The 13,890-nt window shown below is 42.9% G+C and carries 8 protein-coding genes and 1 tRNA gene; 3 read left to right on the plus strand and 6 right to left on the minus strand.

Annotated features, from left to right (window positions below; all coding sequences use genetic code 11):
• The first annotated feature begins 171 nt into the window (after nt 1-171).
• Nucleotides 172-948 carry a hypothetical protein gene (locus ACO1R6_RS19605; RefSeq protein ID WP_486266799.1) on the plus strand — a complete coding sequence of 259 codons (777 nt, stop codon included), beginning with the start codon at nt 172-174 and terminating at the stop codon, nt 946-948.
• 724 nt (nt 949-1,672) lie between these two features.
• On the plus strand, nt 1,673-3,583 hold the full coding sequence (locus tag ACO1R6_RS19610; RefSeq protein ID WP_486266800.1) for a RecQ family ATP-dependent DNA helicase: 1,911 nt from the start codon (nt 1,673-1,675) through the stop codon (nt 3,581-3,583).
• Nucleotides 3,584-3,733: 150 nt separating this feature from the next.
• On the opposite strand, the gene ACO1R6_RS19615 is transcribed toward ACO1R6_RS19610, so the two are convergent.
• The gene (locus ACO1R6_RS19615) at nt 3,734-4,927 is read right to left on the minus strand and encodes a phosphoglycerate kinase (RefSeq protein ID WP_486266801.1); all 1,194 of its coding nucleotides are present in this window, start codon (nt 4,925-4,927) and stop codon (nt 3,734-3,736) included.
• 113 nt (nt 4,928-5,040) lie between these two features.
• The gene (locus tag ACO1R6_RS19620; protein WP_486266802.1) at nt 5,041-5,976 is read right to left on the minus strand and encodes a glycosyltransferase family 2 protein; all 936 of its coding nucleotides are present in this window, start codon (nt 5,974-5,976) and stop codon (nt 5,041-5,043) included.
• Between the two features lie 284 nt (nt 5,977-6,260).
• Here ACO1R6_RS19620 and ACO1R6_RS19625 point away from each other — a divergent pair, with 284 nt between their 5' ends.
• Nucleotides 6,261-8,642: a D-alanine--D-alanine ligase family protein gene (locus ACO1R6_RS19625; protein ID WP_486266803.1), complete on the plus strand. Its 2,382-nt coding sequence runs from the start codon at nt 6,261-6,263 to the stop codon at nt 8,640-8,642.
• Nucleotides 8,643-8,743: 101 nt separating this feature from the next.
• Here ACO1R6_RS19625 and ACO1R6_RS19630 read toward each other — a convergent pair whose 3' ends face one another.
• From ACO1R6_RS19630 to ACO1R6_RS19645, 4 genes are all read right to left on the minus strand, one after another.
• Nucleotides 8,744-9,004, minus strand: coding sequence for a hypothetical protein (locus ACO1R6_RS19630; protein WP_486266804.1), 261 nt, complete (start codon nt 9,002-9,004; stop codon nt 8,744-8,746).
• Nucleotides 9,005-9,221: 217 nt separating this feature from the next.
• Nucleotides 9,222-9,295 (minus strand) — tRNA-Ala (locus ACO1R6_RS19635).
• Between the two features lie 128 nt (nt 9,296-9,423).
• Complete coding sequence (locus tag ACO1R6_RS19640; protein ID WP_486266805.1) at nt 9,424-12,753, minus strand: TonB-dependent receptor; 3,330 nt, start codon at nt 12,751-12,753, stop codon at nt 9,424-9,426.
• A 297-nt stretch (nt 12,754-13,050) separates the two neighbouring features.
• Nucleotides 13,051-13,686, minus strand: a complete 636-nt coding sequence (locus tag ACO1R6_RS19645) for a C40 family peptidase (RefSeq protein WP_486266806.1) — start codon at nt 13,684-13,686, stop codon at nt 13,051-13,053.
• Between the last annotated feature and the right edge of the window lie 204 nt (nt 13,687-13,890).

A 13,890-nucleotide genomic window follows, 5' to 3' on the forward strand; every position in this document is an offset into this window, starting at 1 on the left:
TTCTTATGTAAGTATAAGATATTGAGAATCAGTAATTTGGTGTATTAAGAAAAATTTTCAAATTTGATTGTAAGTAATTGATAATCAGTATGTTTAATTTGCAAAAATATACTCTTATTTTGCACTTATTTATATTGCTTACTGTTTCATATTTAAAGAAATAATAACGACATGAATCAGGTAGATATGGATAACAAATTGGTAAAAAAGAACAAAATAGAGAGCTACGACATTGCTAAGTCCGACGAGACCATGCACCTGGCGATAGATCTTGCTAAGTTCATAAAAGAGAACAGACTGTATCAGAACATCCAGGGCAAAGAGTATGTAAACGTAGAAGGTTGGCAATATGCCGGCTCTCGGTTAGGTATTTTGCCGGTGGTAGAGCACGTAATTAATGTTAGTACTGATACCGAGCTTAAGTACCAGGCCAAAGTTAACCTGTTGAACCTGCGTACTGAGCAAGTTGTTGGCGCTGGATTTGCCATTTGCTCAAACAAAGAACAAGGCAAGAAATTTTACCAGGAGTTTGCTATTGCGTCTATGGCGCAAACGCGGGCTATTGGTAAAGCTTACCGCAATATATTAGCCTGGATTATTCGGGCAGCTGGTTACGAGCCTACTCCGGCCGAGGAAATGGAATATACGGGCAATGCCCAGGAAGTAAAAGCCGAGCAACCAGCAACAGCTCCGGTAAAAGAGGCGGCGCCGCAAGAAACAGTTGCGCCGGTTACGACCGAAGCGCCGGTAGCCAATGCGGTTAAGTACGCCAGTGCAAAGCAGAAAGAGGAAATTATCCGGTTATTGAATAATCCGGTTATAACCCGGCAGGAGAAAACCAAAATGCTGCTAAATATTAATAAACTTGATGAAGAGCGGGCCTCTCAAGCCATTCTTAAGCTTAAAAAAGTAATTGAAGAGCGTGAAGACCAATCGGCTGCGGCTTAATTAAATTTACTATTTTGTTTATACGTTCAAGCCTGTTTCTTTAGAGACAGGCTTTTTCCTTTTTATAAATTATCTTAAATCTATAAGAATATATCTTATTTCTAAAAGTAGTTAGTAACAAGTTTTACGTGTTTCTATTTTTGTTTTTAGGGTTTTACATAAATAGAGTAGAATTATTTTGTCCTAGTTAATTACCTAAGTTAAAACTTGTTTCGTGTTTTCTAAATAGACTAACCGCTGCCATTGGTGGTGTTATCACCGCCAATTCTAAAGCTTCTGCCCAACTACTTACTGGTGAAAACACCCTAGCCGTCAGGCTAAGGAATATTTAGCATCATTTATGTTTGCTTGCGCCAGCTTTTAGCTGGTGTGTTGTTATGAAAGAAAGTTTCTAACTTCCGACAAGTTGAAAACTGGCCATTATTAGTAGGCGCAAGTTACACTTCGCTAAACTTGCGCCACCTCGGGTAAATTAGCCTGAAAACTATAGTGAAAACGCGCGGCAAGGGCAACCATACATACCATTTCCAAAATATTAAACAGCTACTTAATTAAAGCTACTTCTTTAAAGGCTTATTCTGGCTAAAACTTACCTTAAGCAAATACTTTAGAATGGCGTAAAGCTGATTTAGGACAAAGCTTAAGATAAACCAGTAAGCAGGTATCTTAATCATTAGTTTTGTCGCTGATCGTGTATCTTTGCACTTTTAAGCGTACACTTATTTTGCACGACATTCACCAGATACTTAATCAATATTGGGGTTACGCTGCTTTCCGGCCGTTACAAGAAGATATTGTACAATCGGTTATGGCGGGCCAGGATACTTTGGCTTTACTGCCAACCGGGGGCGGCAAATCTATTTGTTTTCAGGTGCCGGCGCTAGCTAAACCGGGCTTGTGTTTGGTTGTTTCGCCGTTGGTGGCGCTTATGAAAGACCAGGTAGCCAACCTGCAGCAACGCCAAATTCCGGCGGTAGCCGTGCACGCTGGTTTGCACGCCCGCGAGATAGATATTGCCCTGGACAATGCCGTTTACGGAAATCTTAAGTTTTTGTATTTGTCGCCGGAGCGCCTCCAAACCGACTTGTTCCGGGAGCGGGTAACCCGTATGAACATAAACCTGATTGCCGTGGACGAAGCCCATTGTATTTCGCAGTGGGGTTACGAATTTAGGCCACCTTATTTGCAAATAGCCGAACTCCGCGAATTATTGCCCAACGTACCAATAATTGCGCTTACGGCTACAGCCACCCCCGAAGTAAAAGCCGATATTCAGGAAAAGTTAAAATTCCGGAACGGCGAAGTTTTTCAGAAAAGCTTTGCCCGCCCTAATTTATCTTATTCCTGCCTCCATACCGAAGATAAGCCGGGCCGTTTGTTGTCTATTTTAAAAGGAGTACCGGGTACGGCTATTGTGTACGTAGCCAGTCGTCGGCTTACCGAAGAGATAGCCAAATACCTGCGCCAGCACAAAATAATGGCGGCGGCTTATCATGCCGGTTTATCGCACGCCCAACGAAACCAGGTACAACTCGATTGGATTGAAGATAGAACCCGGGTAATAGTAGCTACCAACGCCTTTGGCATGGGCATAGATAAGCCTGATGTACGGTTGGTGGTACACCTGGATATGCCCGAAACCCTGGAAGCTTATTACCAGGAAGCGGGCCGGGCGGGCCGCGACGAAAAATATGCCTTTGCCACTTTACTGGTAGGGCCCAACGATACCGAAATATTAGAAAACAAAGTAGCCGAAGCCCATCCGCCGGTAGAGGTATTGCGCAAGGTTTACCAATGTCTGGCCAATTATTACCAGATGGCCGTAGGCAGCGGGGCTTTTCAGACGTTTGATTTTAACCTCGATGATTTTACCCGCACCTACCGTTTAAAAGCGCTGGAAACCCATTATGCCCTCCAGAAACTCCAGTCCGAAGGATTGCTGCAACTAAACGAAGCTTATTTTTCGCCGTCCAAAATATTATTAACTACCCAACACGAAGAGTTATACAAATTTCAGGTGGCCAATCCGGAGCAGGACCCCTTATTAAAAATGATTCTGCGGATTTATGGCGGCAATGTGTACACTAATTTTGTAAAAATATCGGAAAAAAGCCTGGCGGATAAGCTGAAAGTTACGGCGGTTGCCGTTAAAAAAAGTTTATCTTATTTGCACCAATGCGGTGTTTTGCTGTACGAACCTCAGCACGATGCTCCCCAGGTAGTATTTACCACCCAACGTTACGATGCGGCCAATTTACCCATCAATATTAAACGTTACAATGCTTTGCGGCAGAGTGCCCAACAAAAAGCCCAGGCGGTAATCCGGTACGTAACCACTACCAACCGTTGCCGCACCCAGCTCTTGCTGGAATATTTTGGAGAAATAAACGACGCGTATTGCCGTATTTGCGATTATTGCCTGCAACGCAAAAAAGCCGCCCGGGCTCACGAAATACAGGAAACTTTACGAAAACAAATTCAGGAATATTTAAACCATGCTACTTTACACCCGCAGGAACTGGCCCAGCAACTAGTTACCCAAGATAAGGAAATCATTTCTACAGTTATCAGCCAGTTACTAGATGTGGGGCAACTGCAATATGAGGCAGATGGCCGCCTGAAATGGGTAAAATAATATTTAGGTTGATTTAAGTAGAGGCCTCTAAAGCAAATCATATACTAAAAAGCTGTTTGGTGTTAGACAGAGGCTAAACAGTTATTCTGGCGCAGAAACAAAAAATCCCCGGAAGTAAGGCCGGGGATTTTTATTTATTAGCGCTTTAGCTTAGTCATTTTCCAGCGCGGCAACGCCGGGTAAGGTTTTGCCTTCCATGTATTCTAGTAAAGCGCCACCGCCCGTAGAAACGTACGATACATCGTTACCGTAGCCAAACTGGTTTACCGCCGCTGCCGAATCGCCGCCGCCAATTAAAGAGAACGCACCGTTGCGGGTAGCTTCTACTACTGCTTCAGCTACGGTTTGGGTACCCAGTGCAAAGTTCGACATTTCAAATACGCCCATGGGACCATTCCAAAGGATGGTGCGGGAATTGCGAATCACATCGGCAAATTGTTCGCGGGCTTCCGGACCAATATCTAAGCCCATCCAGTTGGCCGGTATATGGTGGTTAGAGGCAATATCTACATCGGCATCATTTTTAAAATCGTTGGCAATTACCGAATCGGTAGGTAAATACAGGTTTACGCCTTTTTCTTTGGCTTTGGCGATTAATTCCAAAGCCAGTTGTTGCCGGTCAGCTTCCAGTAAAGAGTTACCAATTTCACCGCCTTCGGCTTTGGAAAAAGTATACGACATACCGCCACCAATAATCAGGTTATCTACCTTATCTAACAGGCGCTCAATAATTAATATTTTATCTGATATTTTAGCCCCGCCCATAATAGCGGTATAAGGCCGTTCTACATTGTCTAACACGCGACGGGCATTTTCCAACTCGGCCTGCATCACGTAGCCGGTCATTTTAGCTTCCGGGAAAAACTGCGCAATTACGGCGGTAGAGGCATGGGCCCGGTGGGCTGTACCAAAAGCATCATTTACATAAACGTCGCCTAAATGGCTTAATTTCTCGGCAAAGGCCACGTCTCCTTTTTCTTCTTCGGGGTAAAAACGCAGGTTCTCGAGTAATAATATTTGGCCGGGCTGCAGGGTTTGCGCCAGTTCAGTAGCTTCGGTACCAATGCAATCCGGGGCAAATTTTACTTCGGTATTAAACGTGCGCGACAGGTGCGGTACCAGGTGCCGTAGCGAATATTTATCGGTAGGACCATTTTTAGGCCGGCCCAAATGCGACATCAGAATAACGGCGCCGCCATCGTTTAATATTTTCTGAATGGTAGGCACAGCGGCCCGGATGCGGGTATCATCGGTAATTTCGAATTGCTCGTTTAAAGGTACGTTAAAATCTACCCGGATGAGGGCCCGTTTACCGGCAAAATTATAATGATCTACTGTTTTCATAGTGTGGTTTTATTTTGTATTAAAACAGGTGGAATTAGCTTTTACGAGAAGCTGGGCAAATGTATAATATTTTAGGCAAAGAAGCGGTATTTCTGCTTTTGCCGGGGCAGTTGCTAGGGCTTGATATCCGGAATGTTCGATTCGTTGATCACGTACAAAGGCCGGTTGCGGATATTAGAACTAATACGGCTGATATATTCGCCAATAATGCCAATACAGATTAACTGAATACCGCCAATAAACATGACACTTAAGATAAGCGAGGTCCAGCCCTGGATATAATCTTTTAAAATAAACCGCGAATACAGCGCGTACAGCATAATCAGGAAAGCTACGCCCGATACCAAAAAGCCGGTAATTGTGGCAAATTTAAGCGGCAGGTTAGAAAAAGAAGTAATGCCATCCAGCGCCAGACGTAGCATTTTGCGGTAAGGGTAACTGGTAGCACCGGCAAATCTTTCGTCGCGGTCGTATTCTACGCAGGTTTGTTTAAAACCGGCCCAGGCAATCTGCCCCCGAATAAATTTATGCTGTTCGGGCATTTTTTTCAATACTTCTACTACTTTCCGGTCAATAATCCGGAAATCACCGGTATCAACCGGAATATTTACGGCCGTAATTCGACGGAGCAAGCGGTAAAAAAAACGAGCAGTAGCTTTTTTAAAGAAACTTTCGCCTTTGCGGGATCTTCTTTTGGCGTACACTACCTGGTAACCGTTTTTCAGCTGGGCATACAAATCCAGAATTAACTCGGGCGGGTCTTGCAAATCGGCATCCATAATTACCACAGCCTGGCCGGTGGCGTATTCCAGGCCAGCGGTTACAGCTACCTGGTGCCCGAAATTGCGGCTAAAATCAAGGTATTTAACTTGTCTGTTGGTGCTGCTAAGGTTTTTTATCAGTGGCATGGAGTTATCCTGGCTGCCGTCATTTACAAATATAATTTCAGCTGTTATGGGCAGCTTGGCCAAAACAGTTTGCAGCCGGTTATATAAAACCGGAATATTCTGGGCTTCGTTGTAAATAGGAATAACAATAGATAAATCCATAGAATATTATTGGCACCTGTTGCGGGAGCAAATTATATTTTCAAAAATACCGGTATAAAATTAAAAGTGAATATTTTATTTAGAAACCCGGTTTGGCCGGCCATAAAAACATTCAACAGAATAATAGCCAGGTAGCGTTAGGCTTGAATGTTTCGTATAAAAAAGATTTACCAGCAAAACAGCCTTGCTGGCCCGAATAAAATATTAAGATAGAACAAGCAACCCAGAATTAGCTAAGCTATATGTCCCAGAATATGCAACCCGAAAACAGGAACTTTACTCCAATGAAAATAGGTGTTTTTTTTGGCGGAACTTCCCCGAACCGCGAATTATCTTATGCCGCTGGCCGCATTGTTTATGATAGTTTAGATAAAGCCCTGTTTACCCCCGTTCCTGTATTTATCGACAGTCTCGGTAATTTTGTGTTGCTCAACTGGGCCAATATTTACCAAACCGATATTCGTAGTTTTTACCCGCCGACCGTTGCAATTCCGGAATCTAAAAATAATTTCCGGGTATATATAGAATCGTTGGGCAATTTATCTTTGGAACAGCAAACCGAAATAATAAACCAGGTTGGCCAGCCCATAACCCCAATCGATTTTAAAAAATATTTTGCTATGGCGCTGCTGGTTTTACCTGAGGGTAGTGCTGAGGAACTTAACCTGCGGGGCTTACTTGCCTGGTACCAGATACCGTTTGCCGGGCCAGATAACGTAGGAACCGCCTTAAGCACCGATTTATTCTTGCAAAGGCAAATATTTACCCGCTTTGGTTGGCCGGTAATTCCGGGCAAAATTATCTCGGCGGACAGATGGGCTACCGAGAACCAGCGGCGTAGCATTTACGCCGAAGTGCAGCAGGAACTGGGAGGGGCGGTAAGCTTAAAGTCATTGTCAGGTGCGGTTGCCGGCGAAAGCGTAATAAAACCAGAAGATGATTTTACCATTTTTGAGAAGGCCGTAGAAAAAAGCTTTGGCCGGTACCGCCTGCTTAAAACAGAATGGCAACGCCTGACCGAACCGGAACAACTTAGCCTGATAGATCAATTGAGCGACTCCAAAACCGGTTTAGGCATGCCCCTGCGCGCCGATAATAATACCCTAATTCATCATCCGGAGCAACTATTGGCGGTGGTGCAAGGTTTATTTACCCAAACCACCCGCGAAGAACTTTTACTACATGCTTTAACCAGTCAGCCGGCAATATTGGCCGAAGGCCTGGTGCCCGGTACACCATTTACCTGTTTGGTGCTGCAAAATCCGGATGGGCAGCCGGTAGCTTTGAATCCGGTGCTAACTAACTCTAAAGAAACGCATCATTATTTACCCGTATCGCCGGATAGTTTAACCAAGCCAGAGCTAACTGCCGGCCAAATAAAGCAAATCCGGGAGCATTGCCTGGAAGTAGCTAACGCTTTAAATTTTAAAGTTTTGGTGCAGCTTACTGGTGTTGTTACCGCCGGAGGGCAATTATCTTTAACGGATTGTAGCACCAGTTTAGCGCATTTACCTATTGAGGAGTTATTTGCCCAAGTGGCGCAGATAGGTCTGAATCCGACACAGTTTCTTACGTATTATTTGGCAACTTCCTTAACTGAGCGCCAGCAAACCAGGGCTTTTAAAATTAACCTGGCTGAAAAGGCAACAGCATTGACGCAAGCAAATAAAACCCGTTTAGCCACCCGCCAGCAAAAAATTAAAATTGCAATGTTAATAGGCGAGGGCGGGGAGGCTGAAGAGGCACTTATAACCAGTGGTCAGTATATTTTTAATCAGTTGGCTGCTTCGGGCAAATACCAGCCCTTATTCGTTTTGGCCACCAACTCAGAAACGCAAATTAAATTATTTATTTTGCCGCCCTATTTTTTAGCCACTACCGGCCAAAGTGCTTTACAGAGTGCCATAGTTTCTCAAAAAAACGGGCAAGAGTGGCGGTCTGGTTTAGCGGAAACATTGGATGCTGCCGAATATATTACTGCTACCTACGCCGGGCCTGTACTGCGCCAACCGCAAGCCGTTAATTTTGAGCAACTCTCTAATCTGGTAGATGGAATATTTACTGTTGTGCCGGCTAGTTGGTTTACTACTGGTACTTTGCACACCGAACTGGAAAAAGTGCATTTGCCGTATACTGGTTTGGGGCATGCTGCCTGGCAAACCATGACCGATACGAATAATATTGCCCAAAGCTTACGGACGCACAATATTCATTTTGAACCGGCAACTGCGAATATTTTTTCGGCGGGTTTGCTCACGCGATATTTACCAGATGGGCGCTTGGGTTATGAGGTTTTCATTAATCTGGATCAATTAACCAAGGCCAACGAACAACAACCAGAAAATTTGGGTAGCGGCTCAAGGTTGTTTACCGCCGACGCGGATAACTCAGAAACGGCCTTGCTTCTTCCGGAAAACATAAAAGCAGATTTGATAAAAGCGGCGCAGATATTAAATTTGGAAGGTTATGCTGTGCTTGACTTTTCGGTTAGCCAAGAAGCAGCAATTATTATCCGAAGAGTAAATGTATACCCAGCTTTAAATCCTGGCGCCACGCTGTTTAAACAAGCCCTGGCATTCGGTTATAAGCCTTACGATGTACTTGACCGTATTGTACAGTTTAGTTTAGAACGGCACAAAAAACAAGCCGGGCAATTTTTTATGTAATAAAATTTTAAGTTAAAGAAAATTGGGCCAATAATGTTTGCAGGTAAAGTATGTACCGGCAAAAAAAATATGGAATAAAAGCTTGTTGCTGCACTATACCCTTAGTTCTTTACCACCGACTCAATAACAGCGGCGATGGCTTGCAGCAGCATAATATCTACCTTAATCCCTTTTTCTAACTGGGTATTATCCAGCACAGCCCGGTAATTTCTTTCTTCGTCTGGCTCATACATGATTTGCTGACCATCTACATCAACCAATATTTTGTGGGTAAAGCCCGAGAAAAGTAACTGCGCCGGAAAAGTATATTCTTGACCTCTGTATGTAACGGGTATAAATAAAGTATTCTCTGAAGTATCCATGAAAAGGAATTTGATTAAATTAAAAATTGCGAAACAGGATAGTTGTGTCCTGATATTAAAAGCTTTTTCTTAAAAGCGAGCTTTTATAAACAAAGTCTTTAGGCATCTAGCCAAAGCAATATTTCACATGAAGTAGCAAAAGCCTTGCTTAGAACAAAGCAGAAGTACATAAAAAAAGCACTTACAGTTTTTATACCGTAAGTGCTTCATTATTTAGTGGAGAATATCGGAGTCGAACCGATGACCTCTTGCATGCCATGCAAGCGCTCTAGCCAGCTGAGCTAATCCCCCGTTTGCTAAAGTGATGCAAAAGTAAAATAAATTTTGGAAAGTACCAGCATTTGGGTAAAAAAATATTAAAAAAAAAGCCCTGGAAACGCCAGGGCTTTTTAATCTAAAGTTAGGTTTCAGGTAAAGTATTAGAAAGAATAGCGTAAACCTAACTGTAAGCTCCAGGTACTGGTAGTACTCACATTATCTTCAAATGGATCGCTTACTAAGTTGCCATTTATATTTTGTAAACGATATACAGGTTTGTTTTCGCCGTTAATACTTCTGAAAACCAGTGGTTGGTTCGTTATAAATCTGTCGCGGATACCCCAATTTTTGTTTAACAAGTTAGAGAAATTTAACACATCAGCAGTAAACTGTAAATTATGACGGGTTTTATTAGCACCGGTTTCTACAAAGAAGTCTTGTAAGAAGCGGAAATCTAACCGATTTAGCCAAGGCGTAAGGGCCGAGTTTCTACCAGCATACTGTCCCCGGTTTTTATCCAGATAAGGCGTATTATTCAGGAAAGTATTGAATGCATCTACCTGTTGTTGTACCGTATAGGTAAAAGTTTGAGAACCTACTGTTGCCGTATATGGCTCAAAGATTACTTCGGAAGCATCGTTCGGGATATACATTAAATCTGCACTATTACCATCTCCGTTTAAGTCGCCGTTTACCAGGAAGCTGTAAGTAGCCTGGTTAGATCCTTCGTAAAAAAGGGAAACGGTTGAGGCAAAATGCTTGGCGTATTCTTTCCGGTAAGAAAGGTTGGCTACTACCCGGTGAGGAATTGCATATTGCGAATTGGCTAATTCGAAGCTGTTTGAAGTACCTACGTTAGGGTTTGTATTCCAAACTGAAGAAGCTTGTGAACCTGGATTAGCAGTAACTTCTTTAGAAGATGTATAAGTATAAGCGGCAGAGCCATAGAAACCACCCGCAAAAGATTTACTTAACTGGGCCGTTAAAGAGGTGGCGTGTCCTTCATTTGTATTTTCCAGAACAACGGCTGAGGTAATGCCAGAATTTAACCGGCGATCAACGTTTTGTACAGCGCCATTGGTGCCAGTGCCAATAAAGCGGCTCCGGATATTATCTCCTTCTACAATAATGCCGGTAGGAGTTCGCTGGTTGGCGTTACGCATCCTTACAGCATTGATATCTTTAGTAAATAAACCTTCTAAAGTCAGGATTAAACCGTGGCCTAAATCTTTTTCGGCGGCCAGGTTAGTCCGGAATACCTGTGGGAATTTAAAGTCAGGGTCAATAAATACAACATTACCCGGAACTGTTGTGCCGGCGGTAGTAGGGAATAGATTAGCGTAAGCTGCCGGATTGGGGTTAAAAGTAATACCAGCCAATTGGGTTCTACCCGCCGCGCTACCATTGCTGATAGCACCACCAAACTGGTACATACCAGAGTTAGTAGGCATGTTGGTTAAGTATACAAATGGAATTCTCCCGGTAAATATACCAGTACCGCCCCGGAAAACTAAGTTATTGTTGTTAGATACATCCCATCTGAAACCTACTCTGGGTGAAAAAAGCATTGGGCTCTTTGGCCAGGAACCAGTGGTGTAGCGGGTTAACTCGCCATTGGCGTTATAGAGGTTTAGAGCCGATGCTGCTGGGTTTTCAATGGGTTGTTCGTGATAAATGGGTTGGTCACCACGAATACCAACAGTAAGCCTGAAATTAGGGGTAAAGTTAATTTCATCCTGGGCATAAATACCCAACTGACCTACTTTTAACTCCGCAGAATATACGGCATCCTTGCCCGGAACCAAAGAATAGGTATAGGCATAGTATACCGGGTTTCTTTCCTTTATAAAATCATTTAAGGAGTTATATACATAGTATCCGTTGGAGCCAGCCATAAACATGTTACCAACGCGCTGATACTCATAAGATGCACCGGCGGTTAAAGTATGTTTTCCGGCGTAGTAAGTAAAGTTATTTGTAATGCTGTAAATATTATTAATTACATCATTATTATTGGTATAGGGGTCCATACCAGCACTCATGTAGTTATTGCCCTGGCCATCGAAAATATCAATAGACGGGAAAAGTTGACCAGGAAAATCGCGGGTAGTTTTAATTCTTGTAATGGTGCCGAGTAACTGGTTCGACATTTTGCTGCCAAAAGTACTGTTCAGTTCAAAAGTACCCGTTCTGGTGATATCCTTGAACATGTAATTAGAATTGGCAAAACCCAGCGAAGTGTTACTAAACCGGTTAAATGGTAACCGGGTTTGAGAACCAGAGCGACCATCAACGGTAAAACCACCGCCGTTTGGCACACTGGTATTATTTAATTGCTGGTCGTTGGTGCTCTCAAAATCGCTATACTTTAAGGTTAAGCGATGGCCTTCCACAATATTCCAGTCTAGTTTACCTAATAATTTACGGTTCTGATTCTCAAAATTGGGGAAGTTATCAAAAGAGCCGGTTTCGTAGCTATATCTTTCCCGCAAAAAGTTAGAAAGTCTACGCAGGGAGTCGATAGGGGTAGCAGAAACGTTGCCGGAACCAGTACCACCGGTTGGATAAAAAGTTATTCCCGGCCGTGAGCCTTTTTCAAATTCGGCATTCACAAAAAAGAATAATTTGTTTTTAATAATTGGGCCACCTAAGGTACCGCCAATTATCTGGTTTTTGGAATCAATTATCTGATTGCTGATATCGGTACTGCCAACCTTAGTGCCATTAAAGCTTTGGTCGCGGTAAAATCCGTAAGCCGAGCCATGGAAAGTATTTGTACCGCTTTTGGTTACGGCATTAATACCGGCCCCGGTAAAACCAGATTGCCGTACATCAAAAGGAGCAATATTAACGGAGATCTGGTCGTAAGCATCCAGGGAAATAGGCTGGGCACCACCACCGGGCAGCGGATCATTACTTAAACCAAAGTTGTTGTTTAAGTTAGCACCATCTACCTGAATGTTGTTATAACGGGCATCGCGGCCGGCAAAGCTGTTGCCGCTCGCCTGTGGGGTAAGCCTAGTAAAATCTGTTATACTTCTGGAGATAGTAGGTAAAGTAGTCAGTTGCCGGTTATTAATGTTTGTGGCTGCACCGGTTCTGGTTGTATTAAAAGCATCAGAGCGTTCGGCATTAATCGCCACTTCTTGCAACTGGGTACCCGACTGGCTTAGAACAGCATTTAATAAAAAGGGCTGCCCTAATTGGAGTTGTACATTATTAACGTTTTGGTTCTGATAACCAATATAGCTAACTTCAATTGTGTAAGGACCGCCAACTCTAACGTTTGGAATGTTAAAACGGCCTTCAACATTGGTAGAGGCACCGTAAACAGTACCGGATGGTTGATGCGTGGCTTTTACGGTAGCACCAATTAAGGCTTCCCCGCCGGCATCTCTAACCGAACCGGTAATACTACTGGTTGTTACCTGTGCCCGCAAACCCGCTGCACAACATAACAAGATGAGTGTAGTAAGTAAGTACTTCTTCATAAAAAGATTTAAGTTTGTTTTGTTTGTTTGTATAAATAATATAAAATAAAAGGGTAATGCTAATTATAAAAACGGTTTTTAAGTAACTAAGTTTAAGATGCTTAGCTATTAATAGATAGGTTGGGCCAGTGATGGTGTATGAAGTGGTATTGTAAAACAGGCTGTATGTAAGCATAAAAACGGGTACAAAGGTAACCCGGCTTTAATAAATGAATGTTAAAAAATTGTTAACGTTTTCTTTTATTTTTTGCAAATATATGTATAAATAAGGATTTTAGATGCAAAGCTAATAAAAAATCAGATGCGGGGGCGAACGGCTTTAATGAAAATTTTCTGATAATAATTAGAATATAAATTGTCTTCTTTTACACCCAGGCTGGTTGAGGCATGAATAAAATAAACCTCGTCTTTCCCTTTTACATCGGTAACCATGCCCACGTGCGAAATCTGGCGGCTAAAACCCGCAGAAGTACCAAAAAATACCAAATCGCCGGGGCGCAGTTCGCGCGGACGCACATTGCGGCCAAACTGGCTTTGCTCGTTAGAAGTACGGGGCAGATCTACGTTTATGGCTTTAAAAGAAGTACACAGCAAACCCGAACAATCCATGCCAATGCGGGTAGTGCCCCCCCAACGGTAAGGTGTACCGCGGTAAGAACGAGCCGTCCGGATTACTTTCTGAATATCTTTGTTTACCCGGTTACGGGAGAGGCGGCTGTTGCGGCGTTCGGACCGCTCCTGGTTACGTAATACTTGTTTTTCTTTTTTCTTAAATTCCCACTCCAGTTTGCGCTGGTCGGTGTCGGCGTATTTACTATCCGAAATGCCATTAGAGCTAAAAACTGAAATGTTTCGCTTACACGAAATGGTCAGGCAGAGGGTAAGGCAAATTAACGCTAATTTAAATCGGAGAGCTAACGTATGCCAGGCCATAAGAACTGATGGTGATTGGTAACAGGCATAAAGTTAATCTAAAGAAAGTATCCAAAAAAGTTATCGTGTCTTAATTAGAATAAAAAAGTATTAACTCACTGATTGACAATTAAATAAATTTTAATGCCTCAATTATTGCATAAAGTGTTTTAGAGGTAGCTTTTCTCTGTTAAATATCCTAAAGTTTATTAAAAGTGTTAAAAA

Source organism: Adhaeribacter sp. (assembly GCF_057359045.1).